20 protein-coding genes are annotated in these 15076 nt (G+C 63.7%); 16 read left to right on the forward strand and 4 right to left on the reverse strand.

Translation table 11 applies throughout. The features are described 5' to 3' along the window. Positions 1 to 7: 7 nt before the first annotated feature. The 9 genes from ESD82_RS03805 (at position 8) to ESD82_RS03845 (ending at position 8511) form a co-directional block, all read left to right on the forward strand. Entirely contained in the window at positions 8 to 646 is a 639-nt protein-coding gene (locus ESD82_RS03805; protein ID WP_244314447.1) for a hypothetical protein, read from the forward strand. After that, a complete protein-coding gene (locus tag ESD82_RS03810) occupies positions 643 to 1209 on the forward strand; it encodes a hypothetical protein (protein ID WP_147428948.1) in 567 nt (188 codons plus the stop codon). The genes ESD82_RS03805 and ESD82_RS03810 overlap by 4 nt, the downstream gene beginning before the upstream one ends. Further along, positions 1194 to 1565, forward strand: a complete 372-nt coding sequence (locus ESD82_RS03815) for a DUF6950 family protein (protein WP_147428947.1) — start codon at positions 1194 to 1196, stop codon at positions 1563 to 1565. The genes ESD82_RS03810 and ESD82_RS03815 overlap by 16 nt, the downstream gene beginning before the upstream one ends. Beyond that, a complete protein-coding gene (locus ESD82_RS03820; RefSeq protein WP_147428946.1) occupies positions 1566 to 3620 on the forward strand; it encodes a phage tail protein in 2055 nt (684 codons plus the stop codon). A gap of 62 nt (positions 3621 to 3682) precedes the next feature. Further along, on the forward strand, positions 3683 to 5872 hold the full coding sequence (locus tag ESD82_RS03825) for a hypothetical protein (RefSeq protein WP_147428945.1): 2190 nt from the start codon (positions 3683 to 3685) through the stop codon (positions 5870 to 5872). A 4-nt stretch (positions 5873 to 5876) separates the two neighbouring features. After that, positions 5877 to 6665 (forward strand): hypothetical protein, encoded by a 789-nt coding sequence (locus ESD82_RS03830; RefSeq protein WP_147428944.1) that lies wholly within the window; start codon positions 5877 to 5879, stop codon positions 6663 to 6665. Between the two features lie 74 nt (positions 6666 to 6739). Beyond that, positions 6740 to 7114 carry a hypothetical protein gene (locus ESD82_RS03835; RefSeq protein ID WP_072464399.1) on the forward strand — a complete coding sequence of 125 codons (375 nt, stop codon included), beginning with the start codon at positions 6740 to 6742 and terminating at the stop codon, positions 7112 to 7114. 303 nt (positions 7115 to 7417) lie between these two features. Further along, on the forward strand, positions 7418 to 7678 hold the full coding sequence (locus tag ESD82_RS03840) for a spike base protein, RCAP_Rcc01079 family (RefSeq protein WP_147428943.1): 261 nt from the start codon (positions 7418 to 7420) through the stop codon (positions 7676 to 7678). Then, complete coding sequence (locus tag ESD82_RS03845) at positions 7678 to 8511, forward strand: hypothetical protein (RefSeq protein ID WP_147428942.1); 834 nt, start codon at positions 7678 to 7680, stop codon at positions 8509 to 8511. Before ESD82_RS03840 ends, ESD82_RS03845 begins: the two co-directional genes overlap by 1 nt. Before the next feature lie 23 nt (positions 8512 to 8534). Here the strand turns inward: ESD82_RS03845 and ESD82_RS03850 are convergent, their stop codons facing one another. From ESD82_RS03850 to ESD82_RS03860, 3 genes are all read right to left on the reverse strand, one after another. Continuing rightward, complete coding sequence (locus tag ESD82_RS03850) at positions 8535 to 8741, reverse strand: hypothetical protein (protein WP_072464396.1); 207 nt, start codon at positions 8739 to 8741, stop codon at positions 8535 to 8537. Positions 8742 to 8800: 59 nt separating this feature from the next. Next, positions 8801 to 9220 carry a hypothetical protein gene (locus ESD82_RS03855; RefSeq protein WP_072464395.1) on the reverse strand — a complete coding sequence of 140 codons (420 nt, stop codon included), beginning with the start codon at positions 9218 to 9220 and terminating at the stop codon, positions 8801 to 8803. 415 nt (positions 9221 to 9635) lie between these two features. After that, entirely contained in the window at positions 9636 to 9833 is a 198-nt protein-coding gene (locus tag ESD82_RS03860) for a hypothetical protein (RefSeq protein WP_072464394.1), read from the reverse strand. Between the two features lie 504 nt (positions 9834 to 10337). Here ESD82_RS03860 and ESD82_RS03865 point away from each other — a divergent pair. Together ESD82_RS03865 and ESD82_RS03870 are read left to right on the forward strand one after the other, a co-directional pair. Further along, a complete protein-coding gene (locus ESD82_RS03865) occupies positions 10338 to 11162 on the forward strand; it encodes an N-acetylmuramidase domain-containing protein (protein WP_072464393.1) in 825 nt (274 codons plus the stop codon). A 3-nt stretch (positions 11163 to 11165) separates the two neighbouring features. Then, complete coding sequence (locus tag ESD82_RS03870; RefSeq protein ID WP_072464392.1) at positions 11166 to 11366, forward strand: hypothetical protein; 201 nt, start codon at positions 11166 to 11168, stop codon at positions 11364 to 11366. 134 nt (positions 11367 to 11500) lie between these two features. Here ESD82_RS03870 and ESD82_RS03875 read toward each other — a convergent pair whose 3' ends face one another. Further along, positions 11501 to 11731, reverse strand: coding sequence for a hypothetical protein (locus tag ESD82_RS03875; protein WP_072464391.1), 231 nt, complete (start codon positions 11729 to 11731; stop codon positions 11501 to 11503). 210 nt (positions 11732 to 11941) lie between these two features. On the opposite strand from ESD82_RS03875, the gene ESD82_RS03880 reads away from it, so the two are divergent. The 5 genes from ESD82_RS03880 (at position 11942) to rplU (ending at position 15059) form a co-directional block, all read left to right on the forward strand. After that, positions 11942 to 12142, forward strand: coding sequence for a hypothetical protein (locus ESD82_RS03880; protein ID WP_072464390.1), 201 nt, complete (start codon positions 11942 to 11944; stop codon positions 12140 to 12142). A 164-nt stretch (positions 12143 to 12306) separates the two neighbouring features. Next, entirely contained in the window at positions 12307 to 12798 is a 492-nt protein-coding gene (locus ESD82_RS03885) for a YciE/YciF ferroxidase family protein (protein WP_147428941.1), read from the forward strand. Positions 12799 to 12978: 180 nt separating this feature from the next. After that, positions 12979 to 13200 (forward strand): hypothetical protein, encoded by a 222-nt coding sequence (locus tag ESD82_RS03890; protein ID WP_139294086.1) that lies wholly within the window; start codon positions 12979 to 12981, stop codon positions 13198 to 13200. 183 nt (positions 13201 to 13383) lie between these two features. Next, a complete protein-coding gene (locus tag ESD82_RS03895; RefSeq protein ID WP_147428940.1) occupies positions 13384 to 14445 on the forward strand; it encodes a CaiB/BaiF CoA transferase family protein in 1062 nt (353 codons plus the stop codon). 191 nt (positions 14446 to 14636) lie between these two features. Continuing rightward, positions 14637 to 15059: a 50S ribosomal protein L21 gene (rplU, locus tag ESD82_RS03900; protein ID WP_147428939.1), complete on the forward strand. Its 423-nt coding sequence runs from the start codon at positions 14637 to 14639 to the stop codon at positions 15057 to 15059. Positions 15060 to 15076 lie beyond the last annotated feature (17 nt).

The raw sequence follows: 15076 nt of genomic DNA on the forward strand, positions 1-15076 counted from the left end.
CCGGCCGATGGATGTCAGCTATTTCATCCAGTGGACCTCGCGCGACGCCGGTGCCAATCTGGCCGGCGTTGCGCAGGTTCTCGCGCCGGGCATGGGCGCCTGGCGGGTGGATATCACCATCCCGCGGGATTTCGACGGAACCAGGGTCAAGGAGCTGGAGGCCTTGGTCTCGGAAATGCGCGGCCGCTACAACGTGGCGAACCTCTGCATCTGCGATCCCTACAAATATGGCCCGCGCGTGAGCCCCGTGCAGACCCCGTTCAGCGATGGAACATGGTTCAGCGACGGCACAGGTTTCACCGACCCGGCGGCGGGCATGCAACCGCTGCTGACCTCGGCCGCGGTCGCGGCCGGGGACAATGAGCTTTATGTGGACCTGACCAACCCGGTGCGGCCCTCCCTGCGCATCGGCGACATGTTCTCGGTCAATGGCTTCCTCTACCGGGTTGTGCGACGCAATTCTGCCGGATGGGTAAAGTTCGAGCCGTCCGCCCGGCGCCCCATTGCTGCGGGAACCGCCCTGACCACCAATCCGCCGCGCTTCTTCGGCCGCTTTGTCGACGACATGCAGGGCCAGCGCACCCGTGAGATGCTCAAATGGGGCCAGAGCATCACCATTTCCTTCATCGAGGCGTTCGACAGATGAGCCCAGAGCTTGCCGCTTTCCTCGAAAGCGACCCCGAGGTGGTGCCGCTGGTCCGACTGTTCCATCTCAATTTCGGGTCGGTGCAGTATTACCTTAACGAAACCGAGGTGCCGCTGACCTTTGCCGGCCAGATCTGGCAGCCCTCGATGGGCTGGATCGGCGCCGACCCGCTCAGCCTGTCTGCCAACCCCTTCGATGCCAACCCGGCCTATTACACGGTCTGGAACGTCGGCAACAAGGAGGGCGAGGATCTGGCCTATGAGGCGCTGAACAACCCGGCGTCCTGGTCGGACAAGCTGGTCCGGCAGCTTTGGGCGGTGCGTGGCTTCCCGAGCGACGCCATCGTGATGCATGCCGGTCGGATCGTCGATGTGAAGCCGCGCGAGAATGCCGGGCTGGCCGAGATCCGCGTCCGCGCCGAAACCATCGCCGCGGCCCGGAACTACACGCCGCTCGGCGAATATACCGACCGCGACCAGCAGCGCCGTCATCCGGGCGACCTCGGATGTCAGTATGCGGCCTCGCTGGTCGGCAAGAAGATCAAGGGATGGCTGATCGGCTAGCGGCCTTTGTCGAGGCCACCGCCGCGCGGCCCTGGGACTGGGCCGCCGAGAACTGCACCTTCTGGGTCGCGGATTGGGGGCTGGTGCGCTGGGGCATGGATTTCGCGGCCCGGTATCGCGGCAGGTGCCGCAGCGAGGAGGATTCCGACGCGCTGGTGGGTGGTGATTTGGTCGCGCTGGTCAGCCCGGAAATCCCGCTGCCGCGCAAGGATGCCCCAGCCGAGGGCGATATCGGCGTGATCGAGTTTCGGGGCCGTCAGGTCTCGGCCATCTGGTCCGGCAGCCACTGGCTGATCAGGACGCCCCGCGGCATCGCCATGGTGCGCGCCAGGGCAATCGCAATCTGGGGTGATTGAATGCCAGCAGTAGGAGGATGGCTCGCTGCCGTCTGGACGGGAGCCAGCGCGGCCGGCGCCGTGGGTGCGGCCCTGCTGAAGTTCGCGGTTGGCGTCGCGATCAACATGGCCGTCGCCAAGATCATGGCTCCGAAAGGGCCTCGACCGCAAGAGTTGCAAACCGAGTTGCGGTCCAGCAATGCGCAGCGCATCCGGCATCTCGGCCGCGTCCGGTCCAGCGGCGCGGTCATGTTCTGGGACTGGGCCTATGTCGGCGGTGAACGCCGCCTGTTCAAGCTGCTCGCGGTAGCCCAAGGCGGGATGAGCAATGTCCAGCAATGGTATCTGGACGGCGAGCCCGTCGAGGTCGATGCCAACGGCTATGTCACCACGGCACCGTGGAACAAGGGCAATATCCGTCTCCGCTGGCGGAAAGGCATCCAGGGCGATCAATGGGACGGCGGCGACTATGCCGACCTTCGCGCAGCCTTCCCCTCGCAATGGACCGAGGCGCATCGCCTGCGCGGCGTCGGCACGATCCTGGCCACCTTCGATGCGGTGGGCGGCGAGGATATCGCCGAGGTTTATTCCGGCGGCGAGCCAGAGGTCTCGGCGCTGATCGATGGGGCAGGTGCCTATTGGGTTCTGGATGGCTCGACCGTCAATGGCCGCAATCCAGCAGTGCACCTGTCCGATATCCTGACCAACCCGGTCTATGGCGCTTTGGCTCCAGCCGACATCGATGTGAGTCTGCTCGCCATCGCCCGAACCGATTGCAGTGCCTTGGTCCCGACGGATGGCGGCACGCGCAGCCGCTACCAGTCCGGCATCAGCTACGCGCTGTCCGATCCGATCAAGGATACGGCGCAGAAGCTCCTGGATGCCATGGGCGGCCGGGCTTGGATCACGCCGGAAGGCAAGCTCGCCGTCGAAGCGGGCGTCTGGCGGGCGCCGAGCATCACCATCGAGGAGCGCCATATCGTCGAAATGGAATATGGAGCCGGGACCGAGCGCATCAACCGGGTGACGACCCTGGTGCCGACCTATGTCGCGCCGCAGGTGCGGTGGCGGGAAACCACGGCCGATCCCGTCGACGATGCCGATGCGATCGCGCGTTGGGGCGAGGGACAGCCAAAAAGCGTGGATCTGCTGGCGGTGCAACATCACGGTCAGGCCGCTCATGTCTGCAAGCAAATGCTGGCACGGATGAACCCGGATCGTCGCATGTCCATCAAGTTGAGGGCTTTTGGCCTGCGGCTGATCGGAGAGCGCGTGGTGGCCGTCAACCTGCCGCGGCTGGGCCTGGCATCGGTGCCGTTCTGGATCGACGGCCTGGCCTTCGACGGGAGCAATATCACGGTCGATCTGATCGAGGCCGAGCCAGCGTCATTCGATTGGACGGCGAGCGAGGAGGGGGAACCGCCGGCCATCCTCACCGATATAGACCGGGGCGTCGCGACGCGAGATGTGGCGATTTCCGGCGTGACCCTGATTACCGACGACGGGCCGGTTTATATCCGGATCGAGGGAACGCTTGCGGCGCAACGCGGTGATCGGCTGATCGCGCAATATCGTCGGACGGGGAGCCTGGTGTCCTGGACCGACATGATCAGCGAGGGCACGTCCGGAAACGGGTTTTCGTTCAGGACGATGCCACTGGGCGACCTGTCCGAATACGATTTCCGGGTCTTCTTCGGCCGCTACAGCAACGGGTCCAGTGGCCGCGAGCTGCAGATGCTGTCCGTCCCGGTTGTCGTGACCGGGGTTGACGTCGTGACCAACGGTAACCCGCCGGATGAGCCTGTCGTCATATCCGCCAGCGGCAGCGCGGGAGACAACCTGATCGTCACCTTCAGGGTAGACCTCGGCGCGAACTACCACCGCACCGGGCTTTATCGCGCCGCGTCCGGGGCGCCCTTCGGCTCCGCAACGCTGGTCAAATGGTCCTTCGACCAGTCTTCGCAGGTGACGATGACGGCCTCCATTCCGCCTTCCGGTGCGCGGTTCTGGCTGCGCTCCGAAAACGAATCCCAGGTCGCGTCCGACCCGGTCGAAGTCGGCAACTATCCCGCCTGATCAAGCGCAAATCCAGCAAACAGCAGCGGTCCTCTGGGGCCGCTTTTCCATGTGAGGCATGCATGTCATACGCGAGCGATGCGAACACGACCTATGTGAACGGCCAGCCCGTCGATAAGGCAGACGTTCGCAACCTATGGGCGTCTGTCGATGGGATCGTGGCCGCCAGCAACCTTGGCGACGTCCTTGCCCTGCAGACCGATACCGAGGCGAGCACGGCGCAGCTGGTGGTGGCGACCGTCCCGGCCGCGCAGTCTCATATCTCGCTCACGGCGGGGCAAATGCTGCGGTTCCGCTGCCCTTACCCAAACACCGGACCCGATCCGATCATCACCATCGGCGGCGATGAGTTCGTCATCAAGGCGCGCAATGGGAGCACGTTGGCCGCTGGCGATCTGCCGGGCGGCCAACGATTGCTCGGCTATATCTACTGGAATTCGACCGACAGGAAGGAAGTTCGCCTGTCAGAGTCCGTGCGCATTCCCGATATCAGCGGCCTGGCAATTGCCCTTTCCAACAACGGAAAAGCCTTCACTTCGCGCACTGCCGCCGTGAACTTCGGCCAGGCCAACCTGCCCGGTTCGCTCAGTCTCATCACGACGATCGAGGGCGAGTATCTTGCGGTGCGCAGTTTCAGTAACGCCGCCGACGATCCTCTGTTCGAGACGCAACCTAGTTGGGGCGTGGCGTTGAGATTGCCGCGCCGCGAGTTGCTGGACAATGAGGTTTCCGCCCGTTCCTCCATGATCCGCCCTGTGGCCGACGTGAGCGGATATATTCTGGCCTCGGTGGATCGCAACGGCAACTACGTGATGCCGGGCTGGGCGCAGGAGAGCGATGGCGGTTGGCCGTCATGGATCTACGACGAGATCTGGACCAGGGTCGAACCCATGCTCCCCGAGCTTCCGCCGAGCGGCGTGATCCGTGAAGTCGGCGGCGAGTATATTTTCAGCCAGCATGACGCGAACGGCAACTTCATCATGCCGGGCTGGGCGCAGGAAAGCGACGGTGGCTGGCCCGCCTGGATCTATGACGAGATCTGGGCCGATACCAGCAGCCGCATGCCTGATCTGCCGCCGAGCGGCGTGATCCGCGAAGTCCAAGGATCGGGGTTGATCTTCAGCCAGCACGACCGCGACGGCAACTATGTGATGCCGGGCTGGGCACAAGAGAGCGATGGCGGCTGGCCGGCTTGGGTCTATGACGAAATCTGGGACAATCTCAGCGATCGCATTTCCGATCCGGGCTCGGCCGCTCAAGAACTCGACTCGCCGTTCTACGACCGATCCGCCCAAGTGACCTTCGCACGGGCCCGGTCCGATCTGACCAAAATCGCCGTCATCGGATCGTCCACGCCCTGGGAAATGCGGACGGAAATCGCTGGTGCGTTCGACGGTCTGATCCCGGCTTACGGTGGGGTTGAGGTCGTTGACGTGACGAACGACTGCAAAAGCGGCGAGCGTTCGATGCACACGGCTGCGCGCCTCGGCGCCATCCCGGCGCGCCTGACCATAAACGGGGGCGTCATTCCCGCGTCGGGCCCCGTGTTGGTTACTGCCGTCAACATGACAGGCAATAATCAGCTGAAAGCGTTCGATGGGAGGCTGAACCGCTGGACCGATGACGCGAATACCGGCGGTCAGATCCCTGGAACTCTGTCCTGGTCGGCGGATGACAGTTCTCTGGTCTTCACCCGTGCAAACGCCGGATCGGAAATTTCCATAGGCTGGGAAGTTTCGTTCTTTCCCACGCTCGGACCCACCCTGCGGGACCGCTTCTTTGTCATCCATACCGGTTGGAACGATGCTCCAGGTGGATCGACTTGGGAAGAAATCCTCGGACGGCGCGAAGCCATCGTGAACTATCTCGATGCGCGGGATATTCGCTTTTCGATCTGGACGGACATGTGCGACATGGATTGGGCCCCCGAAAACCCGAACCGAGCAAAGTTCGCCAGTGGCAATGCCGCCATGATCGCGAAATGGGGGCCGCTGGTCTGGGATATGAACGCCTATTTCCTCGGGGCGCAGGTGTGGACCGATGCCGCGGCAATCCCGTCTGATATTCTGAACGGCCTCGCTCCCGGTTTCACCGGCCCGACCACGGAAGATCTGGCGCAACAGGCGGCCGGCAATCGCTGCCCGTCGCTTTCGCGCGACGCGGGCCACTTCAACGCACTCGGGCGCTATCTCGCGGCGCAGGAATTCCGCCGCCATCTGATCAACAACAACCTTTATCGCACGGAGAGCTAAGCCGATGCCCGATACCGTCGCATTTTTCGGCCAGAAGGCGATCACTGGCCCGATCCCGCTGACGCGGCCCAACATCTACGACAAGGATGCGCTGATCATCCTCGATCCTGGCCGGTTGACTGGCGCTTCGCCTGGGGTTCGCCCGGCGGTCATGGCCCGAGGCAGGGCGCCCTACGCAGCCAGGAACTTCGACCAGGTGATCAACGACAGCCTGCGCCCCGAATTCGTTTGGAACGGCGGGCCGGATAACCTGGGCGTCCTGGATTTCAGCGGGGACCGTTCGCTGACAACGGAAGGCCGCGTCAACATCAACACGGGCGAATGCACGATCATCCTCACCGTCCGCATCCGCGCCTATGGCCCGACCTCATCCAACCTTAGGATTTTGGAACCGGGTGATACGCCAGGCGGATCGCCCGCAATTCGACCCGTTGCCGATGCTGACGGGGTAACGAACCCACGTGTCGCGGTTTTTGCGTCGGGGGCGACCGGCGTTTATGTCCCGACCAGCAACCCGAACGACTGGAAAGTCATCGGCGCGTCGATCAGCTCGACCGGCCCCAGCTATACCTACAAGACCGGGGATGCGCTGCATACCCGCGCCGCCGCTTACCCAGAGGTCACTGAAATCAGGCATCCCATCTTCGGCTGCGATATTCTCGGTCGCGGCCTTTCCACCGGAGGCGCGGGCGATTTCCTGCTTCGTGAAGCCCGGTTCTTCGATCGGGCGATGGGGGCGGATGAATTGACCGAAGATTGTCAGCGGCTGGAATCGCTGTTCGGCATTACCTGAAAACCGAAGGCATTCCCCCGGCATCTCAACAGCCCCGCCCAGGCGGGGCTTCTTCTTTGGCAAGCGGAGAGACGATGGATACCCCGCCTGAACCCGGCCTGCTTCAGCAGGCGCTATTCTATGCCGCCATGGTCGGAGCCTGGATCACGGGCGAGGCGGGCAGGGCGGCGCTTGCCGGCGCCGCTGGCGGCCTGGTCCGCTGGTGGATGACCGTGGGAAAGTGCCGGCTGCGCGACGGTGCCGTGATGGCCGCGGCAGGCAGTCTGATGTCGCTCTATTTCAGCCCCGTTATGCTCGCGCTGCTGGAGCGGTGGATCGGAGAAATCCGCGGTGATGCCGCCGGCGCCGCCGGGTTTGCCTCGGGACTGGCCGGCATGTCGCTGGCCAAGCTGGTGTTGGGCGTGATCGAGGCGCATGCCCGCAAGCTTGGAGGGCGCCCGGATGCCTGATTGGTTCAAGACCTGGCTGCGCGAGGAAGCGCGGGCATGGGCTTTCGCCGTGGCCCTGATTGTCGCCTGGTTGGTGCTGCGGATGTTGTGAGAAAGCCCCGGCTGCCAGCTGCATTGCAGCCGGGGCTTGCTTCGTTTCATCCCAAAACGAAGCGCGCAGACCCTATCCCGCTATTCCGAAATCGCAACACCCCAGCTCGGCCGCCCGTCTCGCCAGGCCGGCAATCGTGGCCTTCCAAGCTCCAGGACTTTTGTCCCGTTTCCCTTTCTGCCGTAGATCGGCACATCCTCATGAGGTAAAAAATGGCAAACAGGTTCAGCACCTTCTTGCTCGGGGCCAATGCGCCAGCGCTCGGCTCCTATGTCGTGACCCCCAGCGATGACGCGGATCTCCCCGAGGCCATCCGCGCCGTGACCCTCGGTACGGCCGGCACATTGGCTTGGCGCGGCACTGATGGCGAGAGCTATGTGACCGCCACGCTGCCGCCTGGAACCTATGCGCTTGGCGCGGATCGCATTCTGGCCACCGGGACAACGGCCGCCGACATCACGGGTTGGGTTTGATGCGGATCGGATTGGGCATCGGCATAGGGTTCTCGCAAGGCGTTGCCGCGTCGGCGGGTGGCCCACGACATCCTCGACGCGCCACCAGCCCCAGCGCCACCATCCTGTTCGCCGGGCACAGCTTTGTGCAGACCGCCTATGGTGCGCCTGCGGGGGAGGAAGCATGGCCCTTTGGCGGTGTGCTGGATACCGACTGGCCCGGCACGGCGCTGTCCGACTACGTCAGCTATGGCTCGCTGCAGGATGTCCGGGCGCTGAACGGCCACCTGCGCAACTCGGCCTATGACGCGGTGATCGTTTCCGAGTTCACCGATCCGACCGGCCCCGGCTTTCCGGCCTTCGACAGCACAGAAGGCAGGAACACCCTCCAGCAAGCATACTGGGACGCGCTGGACGCTTCCGCCCGTGGTGCCGAGTTGATCCTCCAGGACATCTGGCCGCCGCAAGGTCGCGATGACCTCTATGGCAACGCCACGGGCTTTTCACAGGGCCTGCGGCAATGGCTGGAGCTGCACACTGGGCAGCAGGTGTGGATCATCCCCGCCTTCCCGTTTGTGGCGGCGATGCGTGCCGAATACGGCGACGCGATCTATTCGGACGGGCTGCACCTGGCGCGGCCGGACAGCCCCTATCCGCGCGGAATGTCCTATCTGGTCTACAGCTTCCTGACCCAGGAGCGTTGCCCGTTCGTGCGTGCAGGCGACGAGACCGTCGACCAGATGGCTTGGGACACGCTTCTTGCCCATGAGTGCGCCGGCATGGGCGGGGCGGTCGAATACAGATCGTCGCTGGTCGGAGATCCGTTGCCCGAACCGGAGCCGCTTCCAGGCTGATCATCGGATCGAGCGCTGGTGGGTCAATCGAAGGGCGCAGTAATGCCCAGCTCTGCCGCCAGCCCCTCCAGCGCGGCAATCGTCGCGTCGTAGCTGTTCCCGGCCTTGGGAAGCCGCGCCTTGCGGCTGCGATACCAGCGCAGCCATTTCGGCAGCTCGTCCAGAGGATAGGTTGCCGACCAGATCTCGCCGGTCAAGGTGAAGGTGGTTTCGTCATGCGTCGCTTTCATGACGTGTGTTTTGCGGCGGGGCGCGGGCGGGCGCCAGACTGCCTGAAGCCCGGCCTCTCTCAGTTCGCGAAGGCGTCGATCAGGTTCAAGACGGCGAGGATCTTCCGGGTGCCGCTGTCGATCCGATAGATGCGGTCGTCATCCCTGTAGTAGCTCCAGCCGTTACGCCGCTTCAAATCGTAGCGGTCAAAGTCGCGGATGAGCACATAGTCTCCGATGCGGAGCGTGTCGCCCACGCGCGTACCAAAGCGCTTGCCTACCTGCCCCGGTGGAACGCAGGGTGGGTTCTTTTTGGCGAGACCCGGTGGACAATCTGCCACGTAGCGGGTTTGCACGCGGTGGACCTCTCGGGCCCCCCGTTCATGATGGTGGCGTCCAGAGGCACCTTTGCCATTCCCGCGGCCCGGATCGGCCGCGACCGGGGCGGCTCCCATCGTGGCGATCACCAAGGCGGTGATCAGTTTCGTTGTCAGCTTCATCGTTCAAGCTCCAAGGCAGTCTCGGAGAGATATAGCGCCAGCCTCCGCGAAGGCTGCATCACAAAAAAAAGCATCGGCGAAAAAGAGCCCGCGAAATGCTCTGGATCGGCCCCCGTCGGGTGAAGAAGCGTGAGACGGAGGCCGACACCCACGACGCTAGAGGCGAGCTGGTATCAACCCATCAGATAAACCCGCTAACACCAAGGCCTCTGCCGATGTTGCACACAAGAGGCAGAGTCCCCGGTCCGCCGAGAGAATGCTCGGACGGGCTTCAGCATCATACCACATCGAGGGCTGCGCGTTGCTTGGAAAGTGATCGGCTCCCAGCACATCGGCCAGGACCTGCCGGGAGCCGAGATTCGCGCGTTTCAAAAGTGCGAATCGAGGCGATCCTATAGCAACCGCCTTCGCCCCGCTACCAGCCGCGAAACCGCTCGTCTATACCAAAGGTCGAAGGCTTGACGGGTATGAGCCGTATGGTGCCATCGTCGTGGATCAGTTTGACCAGGTCGCCGTTCTTGTGGTGCTTGATGCCTTCCAGATTCCACGGCGGCCGAGAGAATATTTCGGTGATACCGCTAAAAGCGTCGGTAAGCGCAATAGGGCTGAACATCGGAACCTCACTGTTTGATGGATGAGACGGCGGACCGAGATCCGCCGTCCACCTTCCGGCTTTTTAATGCCGCATACCGGAACAGGCATGACGTCGCCTGACCTTGTTGCGAGAATTTACCGGAAGCTCTGCATCCCTTGAATTAACGCGAATCGTCGCAACGGCCGCGTTACGATTGTTCGGGTTTGTCAGGTTCGCCGCGCGGGTCGCGGACTTCTTCATCGCCGATGGGGCGTTTCGCCAGCTCATCACTCTGCTGCTGGGGCGGATGTTCTCGGGTCGGTTTCGTGCGTTCTCGGTCGGCACCCATATACTGGGTCCTCCATAACACCGCCGGACCATACCGGAGGATACACTTAAAACTGGTGCGGCTCGCTCCGAATTACATCGGGAGCGCGACAACAATCGTGCAGCGCTTAGTAAAGCCCCGAAAGAAACCCGACAGCTCACTCCCGAGCGATCAAAACCGCCCCGCCTCGCGCGGGGCTTTTCCATGGAGAAGCCATGTATCCAGCAGGGTTCAAGGGCCGCGCGCAGCGGCTCACCGATATCGATGTGGCCCGCGTCGGCCGCATTATCGGCGCGGGCGAGGATGAGATCCGCGCCGTGATCGAGGTCGAGACCTCCGGCGGAGGCTTCGACAGCCAGGGCCGGCCGAAGATGCTTTTCGAGCCGCATGTGTTCTGGCGCGAACTCGGGCCCGGCCAGAAGCGCACCGCGGCCGAGGCCTCGGGTCTCGCCTATCAGCGGTGGGGCAGCGCACCCTATCCCAATGACAGTTATCCGCGCCTGGCGCTGGCCATCAAGATCGACGCCAATGCCGCGCTGCGGTCGGCCAGCTGGGGCCTGGGCCAGATCATGGGCTTCAACCACCGCGCCGCCGACTACGCCACGCCGGGCGATATGGTCGCTGCCTTCTGCGACAGCGAGGCAGCCGGCCTCGAGGCGATGATCAGCTTCATCATCTCCGAGGGGTTGGATGACGAGCTGCGCCGCCACGATTGGACCGCTTTCGCCCGCGGCTACAACGGCGCCGGCTATGCGACCCATGACTATCACACCAAGCTTGCGGCGGCCTTCAAGCGCTGGCAGGCCATCCCCGATACGCTGGCGCCGGCCTGCCCGAAGATCGGCCTTGGTAGCCGCGGGGACGCGGTGCGCCACGCCCAGCAGCGCCTGACCGCGCTTGGCTTCGACACCAAGGGCGTGGACGGCATCTTCGGCGCCAATACCCGCGCCGCCACCATCGCCTTCCAGAAATCCGCCGGCCTCAAGCAGGACGGCATCATCGGGCCCAAGACCTGGCCCGCCCTTCTCAAGGAGAACTGATCCATGAGTTCCGTTTTCGTCCGCATGGCGATCTATGTCCTGTCGCCGCTGCTCACCATGCTGGCCGGCCTGCTGGGCGGCTGGGGCGTCAGCTATGACGCCGCCACGCACATGCTGACCATCAACGTCGAGGCGGTGATCGCCGCCGCTGTCGCCGCCGCCGGCCTGTCGGGTGCGATCTTCGCGAGATGGGGGGTGAAGTAGTGCGCTCGCCCTATGAGGTCGCGCTGGCCGCGTCTCTGGTTGCCGGCCTCGCGGTCGGCGCCGCCGTTGCGCGGCCGCGCCGATCCCGGCTCAGGCGATGGGGCGGTCAGTTTTCCATGCCGGCGCCGGAGCCGTTACGGATGGCCTAGTTTTCCGCTTGAGGTGAACCGAACCCCCAGGCTCGCGAGCTCGTTGATGATGGCTTTGTAGGTTTCGATCACATTCACGATGCTGCCATCTGACAGCCTGACTTCGGTGCCGGCGTCATCCGCAACCTCCCGCACCGAGCTAATATGCGCGACGGCGAGGGCAACCTTGCTTGCTTGCCGACCCGGTTCATTCAGGTGAAGAATGATGAAGGTCATGGCGATTCTCCGCTCCCTGAAGTCCCCACGTTAGAAGGCCAAACGGCCGCCGTCCAGCTTACTGCGTCGGATGCCGGACCTGAGGGTCGCTCACCGACGAGCCGTTGTGATCCTCTCTTCTTCCACAAGAGTGGGTGTATATCCGCAAGATGATCCCCATATATAGGATATCCGCGCGGAGACACTGCGCGGTGCCATGGAGGACTTCATATGGTCCATGACCCGAAAATGCTGACCGAGCAAGAGATGCTCCAAACTGCGGTTGATGGTTTGGATAGCGATACCCCACACCGGATTGACGCAAAGTTCAAGCAAGCCATTGACGAAATGAATGAAGAAGAGGCGCAGGCCGCGAACGACAAGGCCAATTTAGATTGGAATAAGAGCTATGACGAATTGGGTGACGGTTGAAGCGGATGAACCGGGGCCGAAGCAGTATCGGGTAGAGCATAGAGCCTGAACTGGAAGAGGTGTGGGCCGGCTTGACCTTGCGTCGGCCCGGGAACCAGCAGTGCATCCGGACGTTTGCCCGCTGTGCCGCGTGGAAGCGGTGAAATCAGTGGAGGAACTGTTTCATGAAGACGTTGCAGGACGCGTTCGAGCACACCTTGCAGGACATCTACTGGGCTGAGAATGCCCTGTCAAAGTCCCTGCCCAAGGTCTCGAAATCCGTAAACAACGCCGAACTGAAGGCGGCGGTCGATGCTCATCTGAAAGAAACCAAAGGGCATATCAAGACCCTGGAGGCGGTCTTCAAGTCAATCGGGCAGGAAGCCAAAGGCGAAAAATGCGACGCCATGGACGGCCTGCTGAAGGAGACCGATGGCCTGATTGAAGAGGCTTCGGGCCATGCTTTGGATGTGGCGCTGATCGGAGCAGCCCAAGCGGTCGAACACTACGAGATCGCGCGTTACGGCACGTTGCGCGAATGGGCCAAGGTTCTGGGTCATGACGAGGCGCACACGTTGCTTACATCCATCCTGGACGAGGAAAAAGCTGCGAACGCAAAACTGACTGCGCTTGCGGTGACCGCCGTGAATGAGGCCAAGCAACCCTCCAAGAAATAACCGTTGCTCATTTTTGCGACTTAGGTTGTTGAAGCCTGCAAGCTAACGGATACGGCACAACAGTTCACCGTCTCGCCTCGGCTCGAACGAGGCGGGACGGATCCCTGCCGCAGCGTGATCACCGGGCATGTGGACTCCATCGTTCACTTTCTGTTCTCATGGCGGCGGAAAGGAATCGCCATGACAGAACTGCTATTCGAGCCCGGCATCACACACGTCGTCGTCACATGCTGGCGGTGCAAGCGCGATCAGACGTTCTATCCCCAGGACTTGCCCGATGGCATCGATTACTGGGCGTTCTGCGGTCGAGCGGTGTGCAAGGGCTGCGCGGCCCACCATCCGCATGTGACACGGTATCCCAAACCGCTGGACCCGTGGCAGCGGTCTCGGCCGAGCGACTGAGCGGTCCCAAGCTGTGTTCCCAAACCCCCGGTTTGTTCCGGTCGAAATCGATCTTTTCTGCTGATAGGCTGGGAACATGAAGCGGAACAATTTCAACTTGATCGGGTCGGTTGCGTCTCGTTTACACCGAGAATGTCGGGGGTTCGAGTCCCTCACCGCCCACCATTTCCCCAAAGGCCAGCCATGAGCGGCGCGCTCTGCGGCCTGCGCATCGTCGAGATCGCCGGCATCGGCCCGACGCCCTTCGCCGCGATGTGGCTGGCCGACCACGGCGCGCAGGTGGTCCGCATCGCCCGGCCCGGCGCGCCGCAGATCTTCCCGATGAAGCGCGACGTGCTGGACCGCGGCCGCGACTGGCTGGAGCTTGACCTGAAATCGCCCGAGGGCCGCGACATCGCGCGCGACCTGATCCTGCGCGGCGATGCGGTGATCGAGGGCATGCGCCCCGGCGTGATGGAGCGGCTGGGCCTGGGCCCCGGGGATTTCCCGGAAAACCCGCGGCTGGTCTATGGCCGCATGACCGGCTGGGGCCAGACCGGCCCGCTGGCACATTCGGCCGGCCACGACCTGACCTATCTGGCGATCACCGGCGCGCTTTCCGCCATCGGCCCCGCGAATCATCCGGTGCCGCCGCTGAACCTGGTCGGCGATTTCGCCGCCGGCTCGATGTATCTGGTCGCCGGCATGCTGGCGGCGATCCTGCGGGCGCGCGAGACCGGCCGGGGCCAAGTGGTCGATGCCGCCATCACCGACGGGGTGGCGCATCTGATGGCGATGATCTCGGGGCTGCGCGCGAACGGGCTGTGGCGCGATGAGCGCCAGGCGAACCTGCTGGACGGCGGCGCGCCCTATTACAGCTGCTATCCCTGCGCCTGCGGCGGTTTCCTGGCCGTCGCCGCCATCGAGCCGCAGTTCTGGGCCGAACTGGTCCGGCGGCTGGGGCTTTCCGAATCCGATCTGCCCGACCGTGCCGATCCGGCGAACTGGACCGCGCTGCGCGCGATCCTGGCGGCGCGGATCGCCACACGCAGCCGCGACGACTGGGCGGCCGAGCTGGAGGGGACGGATGCCTGCGCCGCTCCGGTGCTGTCCATTGCCGAGGCGCCGCGCCATCCCCACAACCGCGCCCGCGGCGCCTATCTGGGCACGGATCCGCGCCCGGCGCCGCTTTTGTCGGGCAGCCTGACCGAGCTTCGCGAAGGCCGGCGAATCACGGTCGAGGCGGCGCGCGATCTGTGGCGCTGAGCCGCCATTTCGGTTGACTTGCCCGGCCGAATCCGCGATATACCCGCGACCGGCCGGGCGCATGTCCGTTGCCGGCATCCTATTTTGAACCTCACCCGAGACAATGGGTGCGCTGTCCGAAGGCGGGGCCTGGCCCCGGCAACACCTGCAAGCCAGGGGCCGAAGGACGCGGCAGAGCAAGGAAAGACGGAATGTTCGCAGTTCTCAAGACGGGCGGCAAGCAATACCGGGTTCAGGCCGGTGACGTGCTGCGCGTCGAAAAACTGAACGCCGAGGCCGGCGACCAGGTCCAGTTCAACGAGGTGCTGATGATCGGTGCCACCGTCGGCGCGCCGCTGGTTGCCGGCGCCGCCGTGCAGGCTGAGGTGATCGACACCATCAAGGCCGACAAGGTCATCACCTATGTCAAGCGCCGCCGCAAGCATTCGTCGCAGCGCACCCGCGGCCACCGCCAGCAGCTGACGCTGGTTCGCATCACCGAGCTGCTTGAAAAGGGCGGCGACAAGACCGATGTGAAAGCCGCCGTCGGCGCGCGCACCAAACTCGCACCGGCCGCCAAGCCGGCGAAAGCCAAGAAGTCGGAAGCCGAAGCCTCGGCCGAAGACGCCAACTGAGGCAGAAGGAGACTGAG

This window comes from Paracoccus pantotrophus, assembly GCF_008824185.1.
Classification (GTDB): domain Bacteria; phylum Pseudomonadota; class Alphaproteobacteria; order Rhodobacterales; family Rhodobacteraceae; genus Paracoccus; species Paracoccus pantotrophus.